21 protein-coding genes and 1 pseudogene are annotated in these 22,928 nt (G+C 40.8%); 13 read left to right on the plus strand and 9 right to left on the minus strand.

What is annotated here, in order from left to right; all coding sequences use genetic code 11:
* Positions 1 to 302: 302 nt before the first annotated feature.
* Positions 303 to 2,258 (minus strand): TonB-dependent receptor domain-containing protein, encoded by a 1,956-nt coding sequence (locus PSH41_RS18515; RefSeq protein WP_273589842.1) that lies wholly within the window; start codon positions 2,256 to 2,258, stop codon positions 303 to 305.
* A 108-nt stretch (positions 2,259 to 2,366) separates the two neighbouring features.
* Positions 2,367 to 3,281, minus strand: coding sequence for a LysR family transcriptional regulator (locus PSH41_RS18520; RefSeq protein ID WP_024031645.1), 915 nt, complete (start codon positions 3,279 to 3,281; stop codon positions 2,367 to 2,369).
* Between the two features lie 125 nt (positions 3,282 to 3,406).
* On the opposite strand from PSH41_RS18520, the pseudogene PSH41_RS18525 reads away from it, so the two are divergent.
* A pseudogene (locus tag PSH41_RS18525) lies at positions 3,407 to 3,748 on the plus strand (LysR substrate-binding domain-containing protein); the annotation flags it as partial.
* Between the two features lies 1 nt (position 3,749).
* Here PSH41_RS18525 and PSH41_RS18530 read toward each other — a convergent pair.
* Complete coding sequence (locus PSH41_RS18530) at positions 3,750 to 4,589, minus strand: LysR family transcriptional regulator (protein WP_337944729.1); 840 nt, start codon at positions 4,587 to 4,589, stop codon at positions 3,750 to 3,752.
* 155 nt (positions 4,590 to 4,744) lie between these two features.
* On the opposite strand from PSH41_RS18530, the gene PSH41_RS18535 reads away from it, so the two are divergent.
* The gene (locus PSH41_RS18535; protein WP_273589841.1) at positions 4,745 to 5,713 is read left to right on the plus strand and encodes an aldo/keto reductase; all 969 of its coding nucleotides are present in this window, start codon (positions 4,745 to 4,747) and stop codon (positions 5,711 to 5,713) included.
* Positions 5,714 to 5,733: 20 nt separating this feature from the next.
* On the plus strand, positions 5,734 to 7,473 hold the full coding sequence (locus PSH41_RS18540; protein WP_054983528.1) for an alpha-amylase family glycosyl hydrolase: 1,740 nt from the start codon (positions 5,734 to 5,736) through the stop codon (positions 7,471 to 7,473).
* A gap of 59 nt (positions 7,474 to 7,532) precedes the next feature.
* Here the strand turns inward: PSH41_RS18540 and PSH41_RS18545 are convergent, their stop codons facing one another.
* On the minus strand, positions 7,533 to 9,602 hold the full coding sequence (locus tag PSH41_RS18545) for a bifunctional 2',3'-cyclic-nucleotide 2'-phosphodiesterase/3'-nucleotidase (RefSeq protein ID WP_273589840.1): 2,070 nt from the start codon (positions 9,600 to 9,602) through the stop codon (positions 7,533 to 7,535).
* 135 nt (positions 9,603 to 9,737) lie between these two features.
* Here PSH41_RS18545 and PSH41_RS18550 point away from each other — a divergent pair, with 135 nt between their 5' ends.
* The 6 genes from PSH41_RS18550 (at position 9,738) to PSH41_RS18575 (ending at position 14,596) form a co-directional block, all read left to right on the plus strand.
* A complete protein-coding gene (locus tag PSH41_RS18550) occupies positions 9,738 to 11,171 on the plus strand; it encodes an amidohydrolase family protein (protein WP_273589839.1) in 1,434 nt (477 codons plus the stop codon).
* Positions 11,172 to 11,190: 19 nt separating this feature from the next.
* The gene (locus PSH41_RS18555) at positions 11,191 to 12,480 is read left to right on the plus strand and encodes a M20 family metallopeptidase (RefSeq protein ID WP_273589838.1); all 1,290 of its coding nucleotides are present in this window, start codon (positions 11,191 to 11,193) and stop codon (positions 12,478 to 12,480) included.
* Positions 12,481 to 12,553: 73 nt separating this feature from the next.
* A complete protein-coding gene (locus PSH41_RS18560) occupies positions 12,554 to 13,195 on the plus strand; it encodes a TetR/AcrR family transcriptional regulator (protein ID WP_264391025.1) in 642 nt (213 codons plus the stop codon).
* Positions 13,196 to 13,225: 30 nt separating this feature from the next.
* The gene (locus PSH41_RS18565; RefSeq protein WP_029771733.1) at positions 13,226 to 13,636 is read left to right on the plus strand and encodes a GFA family protein; all 411 of its coding nucleotides are present in this window, start codon (positions 13,226 to 13,228) and stop codon (positions 13,634 to 13,636) included.
* Positions 13,637 to 13,651: 15 nt separating this feature from the next.
* A complete protein-coding gene (locus PSH41_RS18570) occupies positions 13,652 to 14,098 on the plus strand; it encodes a RidA family protein (RefSeq protein WP_064386364.1) in 447 nt (148 codons plus the stop codon).
* A gap of 273 nt (positions 14,099 to 14,371) precedes the next feature.
* A complete protein-coding gene (locus PSH41_RS18575) occupies positions 14,372 to 14,596 on the plus strand; it encodes a hypothetical protein (protein WP_004588490.1) in 225 nt (74 codons plus the stop codon).
* Here the strand turns inward: PSH41_RS18575 and PSH41_RS18580 are convergent.
* Entirely contained in the window at positions 14,593 to 15,795 is a 1,203-nt protein-coding gene (locus tag PSH41_RS18580) for an MFS transporter (protein WP_257125118.1), read from the minus strand. The genes PSH41_RS18575 and PSH41_RS18580 overlap by 4 nt on opposite strands.
* Before the next feature lie 101 nt (positions 15,796 to 15,896).
* On the opposite strand from PSH41_RS18580, the gene PSH41_RS18585 reads away from it, so the two are divergent.
* On the plus strand, positions 15,897 to 16,679 hold the full coding sequence (locus PSH41_RS18585; RefSeq protein WP_096740072.1) for an AraC family transcriptional regulator: 783 nt from the start codon (positions 15,897 to 15,899) through the stop codon (positions 16,677 to 16,679).
* A 15-nt stretch (positions 16,680 to 16,694) separates the two neighbouring features.
* On the opposite strand, the gene PSH41_RS18590 is transcribed toward PSH41_RS18585, so the two are convergent.
* From PSH41_RS18590 to PSH41_RS18600, 3 genes are all read right to left on the minus strand, one after another.
* A complete protein-coding gene (locus PSH41_RS18590; RefSeq protein ID WP_096740071.1) occupies positions 16,695 to 18,755 on the minus strand; it encodes a TonB-dependent receptor in 2,061 nt (686 codons plus the stop codon).
* A 74-nt stretch (positions 18,756 to 18,829) separates the two neighbouring features.
* Positions 18,830 to 19,486, minus strand: a complete 657-nt coding sequence (locus PSH41_RS18595; protein WP_096740070.1) for a YoaK family protein — start codon at positions 19,484 to 19,486, stop codon at positions 18,830 to 18,832.
* An 11-nt stretch (positions 19,487 to 19,497) separates the two neighbouring features.
* Positions 19,498 to 20,190: a substrate-binding periplasmic protein gene (locus tag PSH41_RS18600; protein WP_273589837.1), complete on the minus strand. Its 693-nt coding sequence runs from the start codon at positions 20,188 to 20,190 to the stop codon at positions 19,498 to 19,500.
* Between the two features lie 118 nt (positions 20,191 to 20,308).
* Between PSH41_RS18600 and PSH41_RS18605 the strand changes: the two genes are divergently transcribed.
* The 3 genes from PSH41_RS18605 to PSH41_RS18615 all read left to right on the plus strand — a co-directional run bounded on the left by PSH41_RS18605 (position 20,309) and on the right by PSH41_RS18615 (position 22,099).
* Positions 20,309 to 20,557, plus strand: coding sequence for a TIGR03643 family protein (locus tag PSH41_RS18605; RefSeq protein WP_054983514.1), 249 nt, complete (start codon positions 20,309 to 20,311; stop codon positions 20,555 to 20,557).
* Between the two features lie 76 nt (positions 20,558 to 20,633).
* Entirely contained in the window at positions 20,634 to 20,996 is a 363-nt protein-coding gene (locus PSH41_RS18610; RefSeq protein WP_273589836.1) for a hypothetical protein, read from the plus strand.
* 23 nt (positions 20,997 to 21,019) lie between these two features.
* Positions 21,020 to 22,099: an endonuclease/exonuclease/phosphatase family protein gene (locus PSH41_RS18615; RefSeq protein ID WP_273589835.1), complete on the plus strand. Its 1,080-nt coding sequence runs from the start codon at positions 21,020 to 21,022 to the stop codon at positions 22,097 to 22,099.
* A gap of 268 nt (positions 22,100 to 22,367) precedes the next feature.
* On the opposite strand, the gene PSH41_RS18620 is transcribed toward PSH41_RS18615, so the two are convergent.
* Entirely contained in the window at positions 22,368 to 22,877 is a 510-nt protein-coding gene (locus tag PSH41_RS18620; RefSeq protein ID WP_029774162.1) for a hypothetical protein, read from the minus strand.
* Positions 22,878 to 22,928 lie beyond the last annotated feature (51 nt).

Here is a 22,928-nt window from a genome sequence, read left to right on the forward strand (position 1 = left end):
ATTTATAATACCAATCCGCATAATTAAGTGAACTATTTTGAGGATGGAAAAATGTGTTGATAGCAAGGCAAAAAATTCGCTATTTAGTTGTTCTCGACAATTGCTCCTGCATTGCTCTATCTTCTGCATCCATGCAGTCGTAAATGAGAGTTTTTTAACGCAGATAGCGACACGTTTAGCCCCTAAAAGTGATTAAGTATTATTGCGGATTGGTATGGTTGATACTATTTAAGGTACACCCCCCTTAAACAGCAAAAGGCTCAATAAAATATTGAGCCTTAAATCATGCGCAAATTATTAAATTAAAAAACGTAAGACGCGCTTAATTTAACATTACGACCCGCTTCGTAATCTTGCACTGTGTCGCTTGAGTATGAGGCGTGAGAGTAATATGTTTTATCAAAAATATTCTCAACACCTAAGGTCATGCTTAGTGCTTCAAGCTGGCTTGGTAGCCACTGCATACTGATGTTATGAACCTGATAACCCACTTTATGAATATCAGCACCACTTGATACTGAGTCATCAGTTCTGTTAACTAGGCTGGTCCAGTTAAATTTCAAGTCGTATTTTGGTACTTCGTAGCCAAGGTTTAGTGAAATGCTATCACCTACTTCATAACGCAGTTGCTCGCCTGTCTCTAGTTGTTCAGAGTCTGACTTAGAGTAACTTAAACGCGCACTAAATAGCGCTTTACGCAGTGAAAGCGTTGATTCAAAACCATCTATATCGTAATCACCCGAGTTTTCATAGGTACCAATTGGGCGACCTTTACCAATTGCCCAGTTGTCTATGTAATCTTCAATACGGGTTTTAAACAGGTTTAATGAAAAACCAAATGAGTCTAAGCCCATAATGTTTTGATCTTTAAAGGCAAAACCAATGGCGTTATTAACACCGGTTTCTGCTTTTAGGTCTTTATCAAAGTTAGTGCTGTAATCAACATAGCTTTCGCGCAAGCCAGGACCTTGAAACAGCTCTGTAGAGCTTGCGTTAACACTCCAGTTATCGTTAATTAGGTATTTAGCCGCTAAACCAAACGTTAACTCGTTCCACGATTTATCTAACGAATCGTTAGTACCGGCTGAGTACATGTCTACTTTAAAGTAGTTGTAACGCACGCCAGGGGTTACAAATAACTGATCGGTTACAGCGATTTCGTCTTCAATATAAATAGCGTGAGAGTCGGCAGTGTCTTTATTGGTTTGTACGTGGTTTTTGATACGTTTTGATACTTGCTCATACCCTTCGCCGCCGTAGCGTAATGTATGGTTAAACCCAGCAAGTGCAATTTTAGATGTTGCAAGGGCAGTGTAGCCCGTATGCTCAGAGTTACCCTCAGTTCCTAGTGCAATATAGCTTAGTTCGTTGCGATAAACGCTAGCGCGTAGGGTAATGGCATCGCCTTTATCTAGCTCGTAGGCAAGTGAAGTGCTGGTACGTGTGTAGTCAATATCTTCTGTTTGCGCGTCTGAATCTTCAGCAAAGCCTGCACCAAAGTTGGTTTTTACGTAGTAATCGCCTTCATCGTTATATCTGTCGTATGAGAACACTAAACGGTTACTCTCGTTTACATCCCAGCCGAGCTTGAATATGCCATCTACCGTGCGGCCTTCGTTACCTGTAACTTCTTTACCATTGCCGTTTTCAAAGTTATTTCTGTCGGTGTAGGTGTAGTAGGCAAGGGCGTCTATGTTGTCGGTTAGCTGACCATATACCGCAGCAGAGCCACCTGCGTAATCATTAGTACCTAAGTTTGTGTATAAGCGCGCGCCAAAATCTTCACCTGGCTCTAGTAAATCTTTAGCATCTTTGGTTTCAAAGGCTACACCACCAGAAAGGCCGCCAGTTAGCACCGAGTTAGTCCCTACTTTTATATCTACTGCTTTTAAAATATCAGCATTAATAAGTAAGTTTCCTGAGTGGTGGAACATATTATTGTTTTGGCTAATACCATCAACAGTAATGTTGAGGTCTAAATCGTCAACACCACGAATATTAATACCTTGTACAATAGAGTGCGAGCCACCTACGTCAATACCAGCTTGGTCACGCAGTAAATCACTTAAATGGTTGGCTTGTTTTCTTTCAATATCGTCTTGTAATAGCGAGTCATTAGTAATTGTTGTGCCCCATACTTCAATGGTTTCTGAGGTATCGGGAGCTTGTTCCGCTAAGCTTATGAATGACATACCAGTACACAAAGTACCAATAACAACGTTAAGCGCATGCTTATTAAATGGGAGCGTGTTTTTCATGGTGAGTATGTTTATCTAATTTTAATATTATTAAGAATGATTCGTATTAAACCGGTCACCGCCTTAAATGGCAATTTAAAATACATACCCTACATGAATAACAGTTATTTAAACTTCAAATACTTTATTTTTTACAAGCTCTCTAAACCATTGACATACAGGGTCATTATGGTGGCGTTGATGCCAGTATAAAGCCACTTGTGCATACTCTGAGCTAAGCTCTGGGGGCGGGGTTCTGGCAACTACGTCATGCTGTTGGCACACATCTGCAGCAAAATGATTGGGCACATAAAATATTAAATCAGTGTTTTCAGCAATGCTGCCAATACTGTAAAAGTTTTTTAAGCGTATTGGCGTCGCTATATTATCAATGCCTAGCGCGGCAAAGTTTTGTGCAATAGTTAATGCTTTTTCACCCTGAATTGATATTTGCCCAAAATTACAATCACGCAATAAATCAACGCTTAATTCTTGTTTAGCCAGCCTGTGGGAGCGAGCCATTACTAATTTAAACTCGCGCTCAAACAACGGTTGCTGATATAACTTACCCTCTGAATTAGCGGGCTTGTGGCCAGTAATCACAAAGTGCGTATCGCCTTTAAGCAAATCAGAAAACTGCGGCTTAGGCAGGGTGTCTATTTCAAGGGTGATATTAGGCGCTTGCTCGCGAACATCTTTAATTATTGTTTTTATAAATAAATGCATTTGCGGCGGTAGGCCAAACAGTTTTATGGTGGCAGTGCTGGTTTTAGGGTCGAAGGTTTGTTTGTTAACCAGTGTTTCTACCATATTTAAAATAGAATTTAGGTCTTGCTGAATTGATTGCGCTTTTGGTGTTAGCTCATACCCTCCAGCCATTCTTATTAATAATTGATCGTCAAACAAGGAGCGCAATTTACTTAACGAGCGGCTTATAGAAGGTTGGCTCATGCCTAAGGTTAAGGCGGTATTGCTAATATGTTTTTCGTTTAAAAGCTGCTTTAAAATAATAAGAAGGTTTAGATCGAGCTGATTTAAATTCATAGTTAGGTTTGCAAGTTATCAGTATTTCAAGCCATTATCCTAGCACTTAATTAGTTAGGTAGGTAAAGATGTTTATTTTTCAGGTGCTGAAATAGGCTTAATTGTTTTAATATGATCTAAAAAATTTTAATTGCCTTATAAACACGGTTGTCGCTAACGCGAAGCGTTGGAGTTATAGGCTTGATGGTAAGAATACCATTGTAAAAGTCTCAGGTAGTTTAGAGGTTAACGACTCACAAAGTTTAAAAGCGTTTGCTTTAGCAAGCCAAGGTGTAGCGCAATTACCTAATTTTTACGTTAACCAAGCGCTTAAAAGCGGTGAGCTGGTAGAGGTGCTAAGTGAATACGCGCCAAGCCCACTGCCTATTAATTTACTTTATCCGTCTCAACGATCGTTAAGCCCAACTGTTAAAGCTTTAGTAGATTATTTAGTAAACCAGTTATCTCAATATCAAAGTAATTGGTAAGCTAGTTTCTAAACCAGTTAGTGGTAAATTTAATAAAATGGCTAATACGTGCTGATTCGTTAATTAGCTGAGGGTGAATTAAATACACATCAGATTGCGGATACTGTAACTGCGTTAATAGCGGCTTTAAAGTGTGCGCGTTAATTTCTAAATCTACTAAATACTCCGGGGTGTATATAACTCCTTGACCTTGCAGTGCAAGGTTTTTAAGCATGTGGTTATCGTTAATGCTTAGCTTTCCTTCAAGCTCAATGGCCCTATCGGAAAAATGCCACAGGCTAAATTGCGTGCTGGTTAAACAGCTATGCTTTAATAAATCTTCAACGTCGCTTGGCTCACCATTTTTAGCAATATAACTAGGCGAGGCACAGCACACCTGTTTATAACTAAATAGCTTTTTGGCAATCATGTTTTGGGGCGGATTAAGGGTTGATCTAAATGCAATATCGTAATTGCTTTGAATCAAATTGTGAGGGGTGTAGCTGCAGTCTATATTAAATTTAACATCAGGGTACTCTTGGTTAAATTGCTCGCAAATAGTTAGCAGGTATCTATTGGTAAATTGGCTCGGCGCGGTAATTCTAATGTTGCCGGCAATAGCCTCGTGTTCATGGGCTAAGGTTCGTTCAAGCTCTAATAATGTGGTTTTAATATTTCCCATACAACTAAGCACATGCTTTCCCTGCGGGGTGAGCTTTACACTGCGGGTTGTGCGAATAAGTAGAGCTCTTTGGTATTCTTTTTCGAGCGCTTTTATTTGCTCAGACAAATACCCTCGGGAGATCCCAAGCGCTAAAGCTGCCTTTGAAAAGCTTAAGTGTTTGGCTACTTCGTTAAACAAAAATAACCGTTCAAATTTTTTATGTTCTCTCAGCATTTAAATGAGCACTGTGTTTTTATTGTTTGTTATAGCAAATAATGAGTTTTATTTTTAGTATTTAGTTGAATAATTTAATCGGTAAACTACAAGTCACTCTTTTTTAATACCGATAACTCATGACCAATAAAACTATTTCTCAATTTATACCCAATGCTAGCGAACTTATTTATGGCTGTATGGGCTTGGGTGGTGGCTGGAATAACAACCCAATAACCAAAGCCGATATAAACCAAGCACATACAGTAGTAGAGGCAGCGCTTGAAAATAACATTAATTACTTTGACCATGCTGATATTTATACTTTTGGTAAAGCAGAGCAGGCATTTGGTGAAGTTTTAAAAACGCGCACCGACCGTGATAAGTTAATTATTCAATCTAAATGCGGTATTCGCTTTGAAGATGAGCATGGCCCAAAGCGTTATGACCTTTCAGGACAGTGGATAGAGCAAAGTGTAAATAAAAGTTTAGCGCAGCTAAAAACAGACTACTTAGATGTACTTATTCTGCACAGACCCGACCCACTCATGTGCCCTCAGGAAATTGCTAGCACTTATAAAAAACTAAAAAGCCAAGGCAAGGTACGTTTTTTAGGGGTGTCTAATATGCAGCAACATCAAATAAAAGCCATTCAACAAGCCCTGTCAGAGTCACTTATTTTGAATCAAATAGAAATGAGCTTATTAAAAAATGACTGGGTTGAAGAGGGCATATATGCTGGTAACGCGAAAGGCGCAAATATTAACTTTACGCCGGGCTTAATCGAGTTTTGCCAGCACGAAAATATACAGCTGCAGGCGTGGGGAAGTTTATGCCAAGGGTTGTTTTCGGGTGCTGATATAACCGGCGCTGAAACCCGTATTAAAAACACGTACCAATTAGTACAAAGCTTAGCTGCGCAGTACGAAACAAGTGCAGAAGCCATTGTACTGGCATGGTTAAACAGGCACCCTGCAAACATTCAATCTGTTATAGGGACTACTAACACTGCGCGTATTAAAGCGTGTGCACAAGTAAACAAAATACAATTAACGGCCGCTCATTGGTATGCACTTTACGAAAGTGTAAAAGGTTGCGAGTTGCCATAGTTTAGTAAAGGAGCACTAAAATGATAAAAAACACACTAACAACATTTTTACTAAGCACTGTGGTGACATTAACGGCCTGTAAAAGTAATCAGCCACCAGCGGCCGATAACGCAAACACTGCAAGCACTGATAATTATTTACAGCGCGATGTACGCGACGATATATTTTATTTTGTATTACCTGATCGTTTTAATAATGGCGATCCGCAAAACGATAATGGCAGCAATGAGCATGCTATTTCGGCTGGTGGGTTAAATTTAACAACCACCAGTGGTTTTCATGGTGGAGATATAAAAGGCATTGAACAAAAGCTCGACTATTTAGAAGCGCTAGGGGTTACAGCAATTTGGATGACGCCTTTATTACGCAACCAAGCGATTCAATCAGACGGTGTTGCGCACCATGGTTATTGGATTGTCGATTTTAGCGAAATAGATCCGCATTTTGGTGGGAATGCTTCTTTAAAAAAGCTAATTGATGCAGCTCATAAAAAAGGCATTAAAGTATTTTTTGACATTATTACTAACCACACAGCCGATATTATTCGTTACGACGAATGCCACATGCCAAACGGTCAATTTAAAGCAGGTTTAACGCATTGTGAGTATAAAGCGCTAAATAACCCTAAGCCGTATAGCCCATTTATTCCTGAGCACTTAAAAAATGTTAAGTACCCACAGTGGCTAAACAATGTCGATTATTATCACAACCAAGGCGACAGCACCTTTAGTGGTGAAAGCTCACTTAATGGTGATTTTAACGGCCTAGACGATTTAAAAACAGAGCATCCGCAGGTGGTGAGCGGCATGGTCGATATTTATCAAAATTTAATAAAAGAGTTTAAGCCCGATGGCTTCAGAATCGATACCGTACGCCATGTAAATCTCGAGTTTTGGCAAACATTTACACCCGCTATTATTGATTACGCTAAAGCGCAAGGGATTCCAAATTTTCATGTGTTTGGTGAGGTGTACGACCCTAATCCTAAAAACCTAAGTGTATTTACTACAGAAGGTAAAATTCCATCGGTGCTTGATTTTGCATTTCAAAAAATAGCGGCCGATGTGTTTTTTAAAGGACAGAACCCAAGCGCCATTAGCGAGCTATTTGCACAAGACTCACTATACCAAGATGAAGACAGCCAAGCCGATTTACTTATGACCTTTTTAGGGAACCACGACATGGGCAGACCTGGCTTATTTATAAACCAAACATTTGATCACGAAAGTGATGAGCTTAAATTAAAGCGCAGCCAATTAGCGCATGCATTTATGTTTTTATCTCGCGGTATACCGGTTATTTATTATGGCGATGAACAAGGTTTTACAGGCGATGGCCACGATATTGATGCACGCGAAGATATGTTTGCATCAAATGTTGCAAGCTATAACGACAATAACCTTATAGGCACCACGCAAACAACGGCCGATAATAACTTTAACCAGCAGCACCCATTATTTAAAACTATTGCGCAATTAAGTAAGTTACGAAAAAATCACGAAGGGCTTCGCCGCGGTGAATACAACGACTTATTTTTTGCTAAAAACACTGGCATGTTTGCGTTTTCACGCACAGTAAAAGGTGCAGAGCAGGCGTATATTATTGTGTTTAATAGCGAAAAAACGCCACAAACAATAGAGTTTAATAGCCCGTATAAACACTTTTCGCCTCTTGTAGCTGCCGAGCAACTTGAGCAACAAAATGGCAAGTTAACGGTCACTTTAAAAGGGCTAAGCTATAGTGTGTATATTGCTAAATAATTAAGGGTTTAGGTTAAGTAAAAGCCAGCTGCTAAGCTGGCTTTTTTATGCCTTAAAGGTTATTGCTTTAAATCTATGGTGTATAGCGCAAAACCATTTTCGTCTGTTTTAAGTGGTGAGGTAGGCGCAACTGCAGGGAGTGTTTGTGCTATAGTAGCTACTTCATCAAGCGGTGATGTTCTAAACACAACGTTTAGCTCTGTGCTGGTGGTCACGGTGCTAAAGCGCCAGTTATTATCGGCCGAAGGGTCAATACTGCCCGTGCTACTTTTAGCGGCTTCGCTAATAATATAACTACGCAGCACACCGCGGTTTTCATCTGGGCCTTCAAATGTTTCACGGCTAGTACCGTCAATCGCTGGGAAATTACCGCCGCCCGATGCACGATAGTTATTAGTTACAATTAAAAACTCTGCCTCTAAATCTATCGCTTCACCTTGGTATTGCAAGTTAGTAATTCGCGAATTGTTTTCACTTATTAATACGCCATCGTTGTCGTATCGTTTTGGCTGAGTGACGTCAATTTCAAAGGTAACGCCGTCAATAATGTCAAAGTTAAAAGTAGGAAAGGTGGTATCGAGTAGGTTTTGCTCAGCGCTGCTGTTTACATCAATTTGATTAAACTGACCCGCAGAGCGTTCAAGCCACTCTTTAACATCGCTACCTGTTACTTTTACCATACGAATAGTGTTTGGAAACACATATAAACTAACGGTATCTAGTAAGGTAATATCGCCTGCTTTTACATTGGTGTAATCTTCAATACCATTGCGGCCAGCTCTAAAAGGGGCTGCTGCCGAAAGCACGGGTAAGCCATCAAGCTCAGTGCCTTGAATAAATGCTTTACCCCACGCTATTTGTGCATCTGATACTATTTGAATTGACGGGTCGTCTTGCACCAAAGCAAAAAAGCTATAAATTGGATTTGAAATTTCAGCAAATGGTTCGCTCACCCAATCAATCGTTGCTTGGTGTTCAAGCTCAATTGCGGCAGCTACATCGGTATCTACAGCAGCTAAATCAACAAAGTCGCCGTTTTCATCTGTACCACTAATGGCGCGGGTTTCTACTTTTGAGCTGGTTACTTCCCAGCCGCCTTCATCGTTTGGCTCAACAATTAAATCAATAACCCCTAAGTTATTACCAAAAAAGCCAGGCATAACAGCCGGTACGCCATTAAGTTTACCGTTTACGTTATCAATACCCGCCGATTCATAGTCATCGTACGACGAATCACCCGGAAACAAACGGTGGTTATGACCAAACAATATGGCATCTACGTCATCTACTTTAGACAGGTAAAGGGCCGTATTTTCAGCAAGGTCTTCTTGGGCGCTGGCTGTTAACCCAGAGTGAGGAATGGCAATAATAATATCGGCGCCTTGTGCTTTCATTTGTGGAATGAATTTTTCAGCAGTAGCAACAATATCTTTTGCAATGACCTTACCTTGTAAGTGCGCGCTATCCCATTGCATAATTTGCGGTGGGGTAAGGCCTAAGTAACCAATTTTAATTGTTTGTTCGTTGCCGTTTATATCAAATACGGTTTTATCTTGAAGGTAGTACGGGGTGTAACGGTTTTCATCGTTGCTGTCGTCATCATCACCATCATCAACGTATACATTGGCATTAATATACGGGAAGTCGGCACCACTTAATGTGGCATCTAAAAACTCTAAGCCAAAATTAAATTCATGGTTTCCTAAGTTAGCAACATCGTAATCAAGCAAGTTCATTGCTTTAAAGGCCACATGGGTTGCGCCATTTAAAATATCGTCTTTACGTACAATCGCTTCGTAATCGCCAAGCGGGCTGTTTTGAATTAAATCACCATTATCAACAAGTACACTGTTTTGCACTTCATTGCGGGCTTCTTTAATTAGGGTAGCGGTATTAACAAACCCTAAGGTTTCTGAGGGGGCTTGTGCAAAGTAATCGTAGTTAGATAAATACATGTGTATGTCGGTTGTTTCCATCACGCGCAAAGTAACCGGTGCAGGCTCTGGTGTTTCTACAACGACAGGGTCGTTATTATCGTCATCATCAATGTCGCAGCCACTCAATGCGAGTGCAATAGTCAGTGCCAATGTTGATTTTAAAACGTGCTTTTTAGCGATTCGATTTTTCATGGTCATTCCGTGTAATTTAAAAAGAGTACAGTAAAAAAGATTTATTAAAGTATGATGAATTAAAATGTGAATCCTGATTTACATTTTTAGGTGGTGCATTTATAGTAATGTCTTCTGCCAAGATGAGCACACACTATGAGTATATCTATGTACGCATTTAAAAAAATTAAAAAATCTTTATTATTAATTGCTTGCGCTTTAACTAGCTTTACAAGTTATGCAGTTGATGAGCAATTTGTACGTTATCAAGCGGGGCGTTATGCAATTAAAAATATCACGTTAATCGATGGCACCGGCAAACCGGCACAAACTAATCAAACGGTTGTAATAAATAAAAATAAAATTGTGAATATAGGCGCCACAGCAGAAGTAGGCGTCGCTAAAGGTGTGAATATTATTGACGGTAGTGGAAAAACATTAATTCCGGGATTGGTGATGATGCATGAGCACATGTTTTATCCAACTGGCAAGGCTCATTACACCGAAATGCTTTACAGCTTTCCTCGCCTATATTTAGCAGGCGGTGCAACCACAATTCGTACTGCTGGCACCACTGCACCATATGCTGATTTAAAATTAAGAGATGATATAAACGCAGGTAAAAGTTTAGGCCCAGATATAGATGTAACGGCGCCGTATTTAAATGGCCCCGGTTTACCTATTTTAAAAATAAAGTCGCTACGCGATGCAGACGATGCTAAAAAAATGATGGACTACTGGGGCTTAGAGGGGGTTACCTCATATAAAGCGTATATGCATATTAATCAAAATGAGCTTGATGTTGTTATTAAAAAAGCGCACGAGCAAAATAACAAAGTAACGGCTCATTTATGTTCAGTTACATACCGCGAAGCAGCCGCTTTAGGTATTGATAACCTAGAACATGGCTTTTTTGCCGCCACCGACTTTGTTAAAAACAAACAAAAAGATGTATGCCCAAGTAATAAAGACGTACAGCAATCGTTTGTTGAGTTAGATATAAACTCGCCAGAAGTAACGAGTCTAATAAATTACTTAGTGGCTAAAAATGTAGTACTTACCTCTACACTTACTGTATTTGAAACCTTTACTAAAGGTCGCCCTAAAGCCTACCCAAAAGCACTTGATGCATTAATACCGCAAGTACGTGATCAGTACGAGTCGCGCTTTGAAAAAATAGCAAAGCAGAGCGAATCTAGTTGGCCTTTAGTATTTAAAAAAATGATGCAGCTAGAAAAAATGTTTGTAGCCGCTGGTGGTAAATTAATGTTGGGCACCGACCCAACAGGTTATGGCGGCGTTATTGCTGGCTTTTCCAACCAACGTGCAATTGAATTACTCGTAGAGGCTGGGTTTATGCAGCCACAAGCAATAAAAATAGCTACGTTAAATGCAGCGCAGTATTTAAATAAGCAAAATACAATAGGTAGTATTGAAGTAGGTAAACATGCCGACTTGGTTATTGTTAATGGCGACTTTGCTAAAGATGCGTCGGCTATCCGTAATATGGAAACTGTATTTAAAAATGGTGTAGGCTATAACTCAACAGCACTTTTCGATAACACTAAATCGGTTGTTGGGCTTCATTAAAATAATAAAGGAAAACAGGATGAAAAAATCATTACTCTCAGTGGCATTAGGTTTTGCTGCACTTGGTGCGTTTAACGCGCAGGCAAACCTTGAACAACACGTTAAAAATGTAGAGCAGCAGGTAATTGAATGGCGACGCGACTTTCACCAAAACCCTGAGCTTGGTAATCGCGAAACGCGTACCGCAGGCATTGTGGCTAAACATTTAAAGTCGTTAGGTATGCAAGTACAAACCGATATTGCTTACACCGGTGTTGTTGGTATTTTAAAAGGCGCAAAGCCTGGCCCTACAGTAATGCTACGCGCCGATATGGATGCACTACCGGTAACAGAAAAAACAGATGTGCCATTTAAATCAACCAAAACCACAAACTTCCGTGGCGTTGATGTAGGCATAATGCACGCTTGTGGCCACGACACGCACGTAGCTATGCTAATGGGCGCAGCCGAAGTATTAGCAAATATGAAAGATGAATTGCATGGCAACATCATGTTTGTGTTTCAGCCTGCTGAAGAGGGCGCACCTTTAGGCGAAGAGGGCGGTGCAGAGCTAATGCTTAAAGAAGGTATATTTAAAAAATACAAACCTGACGTAGCCTTTGGTCTGCATATTACATCGAGCCTACATACGGGTAAAATTGGCTATCGAAGTGGGCCGTTTATGGCCAGTGCCGATCGCTTTGAAATAACTGTACATGGTCGCCAAGCACATGGCTCAGCACCGTGGACAGGCGTTGACCCTATTGCTGCCGCTGCGCAAATTGTAACGGGCGTTAACCATATTGTTAGCCGCCAAGTAAATATAACCAAAGAGCCTGCTATTGTGTCGTTTGGTAAAATTGCCGGTGGTGTGCGTAATAATATAATTCCTGAAGAAGTTGAAATGGTTGGCACTATTCGTAATTTTGATATGGATAATCGCGCGCAAATCTTTGAAAATATTAAAACAACCGCTACACATATTGCTAAATCATCAGGGGCAACGGCCGATGTGCATATTCACGAAGGTTACCCAGTAACGGTTAATAACCCTGAACTTACTGCGCAAATGTTACCTAGCCTTGAAAAAGCAGCCGGTAAACAAAACGTGCAAGAAATGGGTAAAATAACCGGCGCAGAAGACTTTTCGTTTTATGCCCTAGAAATACCCAGTGTATTTGTATTTTTAGGTGGAACGCCTGCAGAACAAGACTTAAAAACGGTAGCAAGTAACCACTCACCTTATTTTTACGCCGATGAGTCATCGTTTAAAGTGGGTACCAAAGCGCTTAGCCAATTAGCGGTAGATTATTTAAATAGCCAAAAATAACGACATAACTACCCAGCGAGTAATGTAATTGTTGGCTGGGTATTGTTGTTTATATTAACAAGCTGCACAGTACGTGCGTTTACAACTCAACATGTTTGAATTTATGTCTGAACACCCTTTTTTGGCGCCTAAGCAACAACGCAGCCAACAAACCCAAGAAAAACTAGTAAAAGCGCTGCATCACAGTTTAAAAAGTAAGTTTTTTGAGCACATAAGTATAAAAGAGCTGGCCGATTACGCCGAGGTGTCGGTAGGTACGTTTTACCGTCGCTTTAAAAATAAAGAGTCGCTGCTGCCTATGCTGTATCAAGACTTTGGTATTGCATTAGATAACTGGGTAAGTGAGCTTGAGGCGCAGCACTATAAAAACTTAGACGATGTAGTTAACACTTTATGCCATAAAACCTATGTGTTTTTATCATCACAGCAGGGGGTATTTAGAACCCTGCATTTAAATTCGCGTTTACACAGTGAGTTATTAGGCAGTGATAAACACATAAACAGGCGAGTAATTTATCAGCGGTTAGCGCAACTAATTAGCCAAACAGATACCAAAGTGAGCGAAACGGCGGCAGGTACTGCAGTATTTTTAATTGTCAGCTCATTGCTTGATAAAGTGCTGTATCACGATTTAACCCCTGCGATAGCCTGTGATTTATCGGCGCAGCAATACGCGCAAGAACTACCTAAAATTATTTTAGCTTATTTAGGTTAAGCACCTTTAAACATACTCAAGGAGAGTAAAATGAAAATTACCGGAAGCTGCTATTGTGGTGAAATTAAATACCAAGCTCAGTCGCAAAATAATAACGTACTTGTATGTCATTGTAGCGATTGCCAACGCATGTCGAGTGGGCCATTTAGAGCCGTAATTATGGCTGAGCCAAACTCGGTGGTATTTACTAAAGGCGAGCCAAAAGAGTATGTTAAAACAGCACAAAGCGGTAATAAACGCGCACAAGGTTTTTGTGGTACGTGCGGCACTACACTTTACGCAACCAACGAAGCAAAAGCCGATAGAGTGTACGGCCTGCGCATAGGGGCAGTTGATCAGCGTGATGAGTTTACCCCAGCTGCGCAAATTTGGTCGCAATCAACGCTTACATGGCTAAACGATTTACACCAAGTGCCGGCTTTTGAAACTACGCCTAAATAAACAGGTAGGCTATTAATGAAAACACTGACAAAAACAGCCTTATTAGCAAGTGTACTACTGACGAGTTTTGCGCAGGCAAAACCCAGTAATGTCGACTTTTTAAATACAGGCAAAGCTAATCCTAACTTACCATTTTCGCAAATAGTAAAAGCCGGTAATACGCTTTATATGTCGGGGCAAATAGGGATTAACCCTGCAACCGGTAAGTTAGCAGCGGGTGGTTTTGAAGGTGAAGCTAAGCAAACCCTTGAAAACATTAAGCGCACTTTAGAGCAGCATAACTACAGCATGAGCAATATTGTAAAGTGCACTGTTATGCTTACCAATATTAATGATTTTAAAGCGTTTAACGCTATTTATACGCAATATTTTAGTGCGCCGTATCCTGCACGTAGTGCATTTGCAGTAAACGCGTTAGCCCTTGATTCGTTAGTAGAAGTAGAGTGTATTGGTGCTGTATAATACCAATCGACTTAAATATTTAATCATTCTAACGTGCTAAATAGAGCGCTAACAGCGTTGTAAATTTCTTATGTAGAACAACTGTATGTCGATATTCATGCCTTGTTATCACGCTATTTATCTGTCGCTATAAATGCCTAATAACTTAACACGATTGGTGTAAGTAATTTTAGGTTGCGTAATTTTATAAAGATAACGTTGCGCTTTAAATTTGTGTGAAATTTTTTTCTCCAAATGACTGTCTATTTATAAGACAGTCATTTGGAGAAAAATATGTGTAGTTCACCGAAAAGTAGCCGAGCAGTTAAAAAGTCAGCTATTAACTTTAATGACGAACTAACTCAAGAGCAGCGTTTGCGTTTTGCTGCAAAAGCTAATTTAGCACAGCTGCGCCGCGAGCAACGTCAAGCCGCTAATAAGCGTTTTGAGCAAAAGCATCGCCCCGCTAAAAAGCCAGCAACGGGCTTGTTTTCATGGTTACAGCAGCTAGTAAGTTAACTATTATTAAGCGTGGTGTTTTTGCCGCTAAACCATCCACATGTAGCACATAACACACCTGCACCTGCACATAACCAAAGCGGCGCACTCCAGCTGCCGGTACTTGTATGTAGCGCCCCAGCTACCATAGGGCCAATAGCCGCCAACAAATAGCCAATACTTTGTGACATACCCGAAAGCGAAGCCGCTTGCGTGGAGTTATCGGTACGTAGGCTAATAAACGACAGCCCTAAAATAAAACACGCCCCCGAGCTAAAGCCAAGTAGTAGCGTCCACACTAATGCAAAGCTTGGCATATAAAGTAGCCCTAGCGCACAGCACGCACTCAGTGATGCAAGTATAAAGCTAAGCGCACTTTGATCTTTTAATTTTCCTAGTAAAGGTATAAGCACAAGCCCAGGTATGGCGGTCGCAATTTGAAAAGCACCATGATACGCGCCTGCTTGCGTTGCGCTTTGGCCCGCTTCGGTGAGTATGCTAGGCAGCCAAGTAATAATGATGTAATTTAAAAATGAATTTAGCCCCAGTAACAAGGTAATTTGCCAAGCAAGTAGGTAGCGCCATACGCTTTTATTAAGTGTTGAGGCCTGTGCTGTTTGTGCCGGTTTTGTGTGTTTATTTAATTGCGCCATCCACACAATTAAAGTGGTAATTGTAATCAGTGCACTTGCCCCTAATGCAAACTGCCAGCCTAACCCTTCATATTGGCTAAGCGGATAAACTAATGCTGAAAAGCCACCCGAGGCAATGCCCATAGTGAGTACATAAGCAGAGGTCATTACCGCCACTTTTTCCGCAAAGTCGCGTTTTATTATACTTGGTAGCAATACGTTAGCTATGGCAATACCTGCGCCTATTATGGCTGTGCCTACAAAGAGCATAATGGATGAATTAACCACCCGTGCGGCAATACCCAGTAATATTAAAAATACAGCAAAAAACAATGTGCGCTCAAGCCCTTGGCGTTTAGCCAGGCTTGCAGCCATAGGCGATATAATGGCAAAGGCAATTAGCGGTAAGGTGGTAATAAAGCCTGCTTGCGAAGCGGTTAAATTAAAATGCGCAATTATTTGTTCAAGCACAGGGGCAACCCCTGTAAAAGGCGCACGTAAATTGGCAGCAATAAGTAAAATACCTATAACAAGTAATACGCTTGAAAAGCGCGACATACCAGCATTACTGTGAGGTGTTTGAGTCATTATTACAAAATAAGTTAGCTAATTATTGGCGCTAGTATAAACAAATCAGCAGTATTATAATTTAGCTATACTGACATTAAATAACTAAAAACTGACAAAATATGTTTGAGCCTAAAGGGTGGGGATACCTACAAAACTACGAGCACATGGCACAGCCTATAATTGCCAAAGTAGATACCGCGCAAGGCAGCAAAGAATACCCGTTACACACTCACCCTAAGGGGCAGCTAATTTTAGCGCTTGATGGTTATGTTACCTGCGAAGCGGCTAACAAAATGTGGATGGTGCCAACGCACAGTGCTATTTGGGTACCTGCAAATACCTTACACAGCAATCGCGCATCTGATAACGCCAAATTGTGTTTTGTATTTATTGATGCCAATAAGCACGGCATGCCACAGCATACCTGTACATTAGCAATAACGGGGCTGGTAAAAAGTTTAATGCTAAAACTAGCAAGCGAACACCAAGCCTATAATGAAGACACTAAAACAGCACGTTTAGCTCAGGTACTGTTTGATTTATTAATTGAAATGCCCGCCCAGCCGCTCGACTTTGTGCTATCTAAGCATGCGGTTATTCAAGCTATGGGGCAGCAGTTACTCGCACAGCCAAATAATCGTAAAACCCTTGTGCAATGGGCACACGATTTTGCTTTAACCGAACGTACGTTGGCACGGCTTATAAAAAAGCAAACCGGTATGACCTTTGGTAAGTGGCGAATGCAATTACATATAATTACAGCGCTGCAAGCACTATCAGATGGACAAAGTGTACAGCAAGTGTCGGCATTATTGGGGTACGAATCGGTGAGTGCGTTTATAACTATGTTTAAAAAGGTAATGGGAAAATCGCCCACTAAATATATGGGCGATTTAAATTAACCTTCATACATGGTTTTACCACGTGTACGTAGCCGAAAGCATGGCGTTACGTGGTTTACCCGGGAAGTACCTATCGCCAGTAAAGCTGGTGTAATCAGCACGCTCTGCATAAGCTTCATCGGTAAGGTTAATTATACGTGCAAGCACTTCTAAATTATTGGTAACTTGCCACTTTGCACGTAAGCTTAAAATATCATGCCCCTCGTAGCTATGTAGGTTTTCTGGGTCGGTATAGTAACTACTTACGCTATGCCATTGCAGTGCAAGCGCTAGGTTATTAAAGGCTTGCCAAGTTAAATCAAGGTTAGCCACATTGCGAGGCGCGGTGTCTACGTTGTTACCGTTTATATTTAGCCCATTAATTAACTGATTATTGGTATACGTGTGCTTTGCATGTGTACCTGCAAATTGTAAGTTAAGCGTTTTGCTTAATGCATAATCTACTTCAAGTTCAATACCTCTGTGACGTGAACTGCCATCATTAACGTTAAAAAAGTCGCTATCGCGATAAATAGTATTGTGTTTGCTCATAGCATACACAGCCAATGCGTAACTTACATTGCTGTAATATCCTTTTAAGCCAAGCTCGGCATTATTGGCTATTTCGGGGTTTAAATCGGCGGTGGTTTGTTCGCGTTGTAATTGGTAAAGCTCTGCCGCTTGCGGCGCTCGGTAGCCACGCGAAAAGTTAGCGTATAGCGTATTATTTTTGTTGGCCTTGTAGCTCACGCCAAATTTAGGTGAGGTATTGCTAAAGCTATTTTTACCACTGGCTGGGCGACTATAACGGCAACCGCCAAAACCACATTCTGTGCCGTCTTCTGTTGTGCGCCCTGTGAGCATATTATTAGTGTAATCGTACTGCATATGCTCATACCTGAGGCCGGCGCTAATAAACCATTTATTTAATTGCCACTCAACTGATGCAAACGGCGCATATAGAGTTGCGTTTACGTCGTAATCGTAGTGTTTGCCTTGCGGTACTGTGGCTACTAAAAATGCAGAGCCTTGAGTTGGCTCGTTTTGGCTTTGAGTAAAATCGCTGCGAGTGTATTCGCCATCAAGCCCTAGGTTTACTTTTACATTACTTTGCAAGTTATGTTGATAAAGCGATTGCACACCTATGCCTGTTTGACTGTTGGTTTCAAGCGGGGTGCCAGGTAAAAAATGCTTAAAAAAGTCCATGCTTTGGTCGCGCACATAAGGCGTAATAGAAAGCACATTGCCGTTTTTTAATTGCCACTGGGCGTTGCTCCACGCTCTAAATGAGCGGGCTTTTCTAAATGCATCGGGGTCAAAGTTTTGCTGTGCTATGTCTTCGTTTTTATAGCTTTCAAAACCGGTAATAAAGCCCGCAGTGTGCTGATCTAAATTTGTGTATGTAAGGCCAGAGGTAAGCAATAGGTTTGAGTGCTCAAAGCGGTGGCGAATATTTATTTTTTGCTGTTTAACGCTTTCATCATCACGGTAACCAGTATCGTCGGTAACACTGGCGTTTATGCCAATACCACTGTTGCCGTAGTCTTGCCCAGCGCGAAGCTTATAACGGGCATATCCGTATGAGCCATAATCAAGCCCGACTAATCCACCGCCTTGCGTGGTATCGGGCGTTATTACATTAATAACACCATGCACAGCATTTGAGCCATAAAGTGCAGAGCCGGGGCCTTTGAGTACTTCTATGCGCTGCGCCATTTCGCTATGCGCTTCAAATAGCTCGTTAATATTACAAAAGCCTGCAGCACGCAGTGGAATGCCATCTTCAAGGGTTAGTATGCCGCCACAGGCTGCCGCGCCCGAAAGCACCGGCGAGCGAAGGGCCGGTAGGTATTCTTGCCCATTTCCGCGCTGTACGTTAGCACCTGCAATACGTTGTAACGACTCTTCAACATGAGTAGGCGCAATGCTATTTAACTGCGCTTCAGATAAGGTGCTAATAGTAAGTGGATAGGGGGTAGCCAGTGCTTCTGTACGTGATGCGGTGGTTGTTATGGTTTCTATTGCATCATCGTTTTTATTATCAGCAATTGCAACGTGGCTGAGAGGCAATAACAGCGGCAAAATATAAGGTTTCATACATTCCTTTAAGGTGAGTAACGCTTTATTAACGCCATGGTAAGGTGTTTTAAACAGTTTTTAAACCGGTTGCGTTAAAGTGCGCGTATTCTATATACCCGATAAGTTAGCGATAATATAAAGCAAGCCCCAGCGGGCACGGTTAAAGCAAGTAGGGCTAAGTGCTCATAAAGCATAAACCCGCACACTCCACCTAATAAAAAGCCGGCAATAATAAGTATAAATATTACGCCTTTGCGGGTATCAAAGGGTTCACCTTTTAGCGCTTTGCCTATCATTAAACCTAGGTCGGTAAAAATACCGGTTAAATGAGTGGTGCGCACTACTGCGCCGCTGTAGTTAGTGGCAAGGGCGTTTTGTAAACCACAGGCAGCAGAGGCAAGCGTAATGCCATAAACATGGGCGCGGCTGAGTAAATAGGCGCTTAAAAGCAGCAATAGGCCTTCAATAAATAATAGGGTGTCGTAATGGCGCCCCAGCTTTAACGAGCCGCCGGTAAGTAAAAAACCAGAAAGGGCAGAGCCAAGCATAAAGCTCAGGACTACAGCCAATAGCAATAGTGCGCTAGAGATGTTACTCATTAATGTAATGCCAAGTAGCGTTACACTGCCCGAAAGGTGCGAAATAGCCTGATGCTCAAACCCTAATAACCCAATAGCGTTAACAATGCCAGCAATAAAGGCGAGTGTAAACGCGCCGTACTCAACCCAATTTGGTAATTTAGTTAACATTGCCTACCTTATTAATGCACACCGAATTGCGCTTTATAGCGTTTTATTTGCTCATCAACGAGTGTGGTGTCGACCACGCCATGCTTAAAAGCAATATAAACAGGTAGGGCATAGCCTTCAAGCTGCTTAGCATGTATGTTTTTATAGCCTTTTGAGTACCATAAGCCGGCTTGATAATTAGTTATAGCGTAGTCAACACGCTGTTTATCAAGCAAATCAAACGTGGCTTTAGTGGAGAGTGAATGCATAAAGTTGCTTTGTTTAATCTTGTATTCTTTTGTCAGTACACTGGGTAATTTAACGCCTCTTAGCATAGCAATGCGTGAATTTGATAAGTCATTATTAAGGTTTGCTTTTTCTGTGCTAAATAAACCAAATTGGGTGGTGTGTAGTGGCTCAGTGGTAAATTCTAAATATTGCGCACGCTCGGTATTATTTGCCAGCGCAAAGTAACAATCGTAGTAACCTAACTTCATTTCTTTTTTAATACGAGCCCACGGTAAATGCACCAGCTCAATGGTTACTTCCAAATTACGCTCTATAAAAGTTAAATAGTCTATATCTATGCCTGTAAAGGTATGTGTTTTATCGTCATAAATTGTAAAAGGCGGGTAATGGGTAGTTGCACAGCGCAGCGTATTATTAGGCGCTGCTAATAATAGCGAAGAAAAACTAAAAGCTAAAAGCAGCAGTAATGTGCGCATAAATGTAAATCCGATTTTTTCTTATGTTAGTGTGTTTATTATACAGCGATATTCGGTTTTGAGGTGATGATCTATGTATTTTTTCTTCTCGTATAAGTTTAAATTTTAAGAGATAACCATGTTTAACGCAGAGCAGCAATCGCGAATTATAGAAATGGCGTGGGAAGACAGAACCCCCTTTGAGGCTATAGAGCAGTTATACGGGCTTAATTATTCACAGCTGGTCGTGTTTATGCGAGAGCATATTTCAAAGGGTAGTTTTAAAGTGTGGCGCAAACGCCACGCAGGGCGTAAAACCAAGCATTTAAAACTGCGAGACCCAGCCATAATGCGCAGCCATTGCAAAACACAGTACAAGCCGAGATAAATAGCTGCTTGCAGTTTCATATGATGTTCAGGCGTGTTTGATAATCTTTAGCTATTAACATTATTAGAGATTATTTATGAAAGCGTTTTTATATACGGTTTTTTTAGCGGGTGCCTTGGTTAGCGTTAATGCACAGGCAAAGCCCGACAAAGACAATCACGGCCATAAAAATAGCCACCATAAACATCATCAGCACAACTATAAAAGCAGTAAGAAACTATCTAAAAAGCAGCAAAAAAAGTTAGTGCGTGCTGGTTGGACGCCACCAGGGTTAAGTAAGCGTTACCATAGAGGCGATTACCTAGACCGCAATGTATATAAACAAGGCCGCGTTATTGAACGTTCTAGAGATAATGGTACAGTAAGTATAAAAATAGACAGTACAGTTATACACATGGTGCACGATACACGAGAAATACTTTCAATTTTAACTCGTTAAGTACAATTTATAAGGATATTTAAATGCTCATTGCACTGGCTATAATCATTGGCTTTTTTTTATTAGTGACCTTATTACCTATGTCGTACAGTCAGCACTACTTAGTGCGCAGCTGCGACTTTGTTCGACTACAGGTATTTTATATAGCCAGCGCTGTTGCAATTATATCGTTTTATTTACTGTGGCAAAGCGGCAATAGCGGGTATTTGTATACTGCTTTAACCGCATTTCTAACCATGGCATTACAAGGTAAGTGGATATTTCCTTACACTTGGCTTGCTAAAAAAGAAGTTAAAACGGCCTCCGTGAGCGAAGAGCACAGTGTAAGAATCATGTCGGCTAATGTGCTTATGTCAAACCACAATAGTGAGCAACTAATCTCACTGGTTGATAAACACCAGCCCGATTTATTAATTACCCTTGAAAGCGACAGCTGGTGGGAAAATAAATTAGCTGTTCTTAAAAAAAACTACCCCTATTATATTGAATGCCCTAAAGACAACCGCTACGGCATGCATTTATACAGTAAATTTAAAATTCTTGATGCGCAAATATGTGAGCTCATTGAAGATGATATTCCTTCAATTCATATCCTGTTCGAAAACAATGAAGGCCTTGAAATGCAAGGGCACTTTATACACCCCGCGCCACCAAGCCCCACAGAGGAAGACTCATCGCGCCCACGCGACTCAGAGCTAATAATGGTCGCTAAAGCACTTAAAAAGCCAACACGCCCGACCATTGTAGCCGGTGATTTAAACGATGTAGCATGGTCGCGCAGCACCCGTTTATTTATGCAAATAAGTGGTTTTTTAGACCCACGTAAAGGCCGTGGTTTTTATAACACCTTTCACGCAAGTTACTTTTTTATGCGCTGGCCGCTCGATCATTTATTTCACAGCCAAGGCTTTAAAGTAAAGCGCATTAAGCGCCTTGCAAAATATGGCTCCGACCACTTTGCACTGCTTACCGAGCTGGTGTTTGAAAATGCTAAGCAGCATTCATTAGAAGATAAACCAAAAGAGCTAAAGCAAGAAGAAATTCAAGAGCTTGCTATGAGCAAAGCCGATAAGCGAAAGGTGCCAAGGTTTGAGAAGGGGTAACAGCTATTGGTTTTTAGCTATTAGCTGTTAGTTGAATATGTTTTAACTTGAACGCTCAGGTTTAACTCATGATATTTCATCAAACTTGATAACTTCATCAGCTAGTGTAGGTCGGATAAGCGAAGCGCCATCCGACACAGTAAAATACCTTGGAAATATTTTATGGTTTCGAGTGGCTGGAGAGTGCACGAGTAGACATTGATGAATCGTGATATGAGGAGTCAAGATTAGAACCCTTTGGCCTGATGATGTGAGAGTTAGCTGTGCTTCAATATTGAGTATATTTGTACTCTTTTTTTGTTTTGCGCCAGATATATGTTCCTCCAATTAAAAATAGAGCAACAATAAAAGGTGTCAACTTGTTGTCTGACTTCCAAGCTTGTTCAGATTCTTCATAAGAACGAACAAGCAGTCCATTCACTTTTAACTCAAAAAAATTATGATATATGTTCGAAGAGTAGATTGGCGAATGCGTATCAGAAGCCTCAAATAAAATAGTAACAAGCTGATCTTTTGATTTCAAAAGAGACTCTTCAACAATGCCTTGCCCATTTGATTTTGACGGGTAATTAAAATTCATTGGATCATTAACAAACCCGAAGCGTATTCCATAATCATGTGCTTGAACCCAATCAACAAGACCACTTTTTTCTACAAGGTCACTTTTAAAAGGAAAGCCACTATTAACCTGATTTAGATTTACAAACCCGATGACTAGGCCTAATGCGATGGAAATAACTGATAAAGATAAATTTTTATAATATGTTAATTTTGTCATTTATTAACTCAAATAAGCTCCTTGTTAGTTCGAGCGATAAAAATCAGTTTC

The sequence above is a fragment of the Pseudoalteromonas sp. CST2 genome (assembly GCF_028599385.1).
GTDB classification, from domain to species: domain Bacteria; phylum Pseudomonadota; class Gammaproteobacteria; order Enterobacterales; family Alteromonadaceae; genus Pseudoalteromonas; species Pseudoalteromonas atlantica.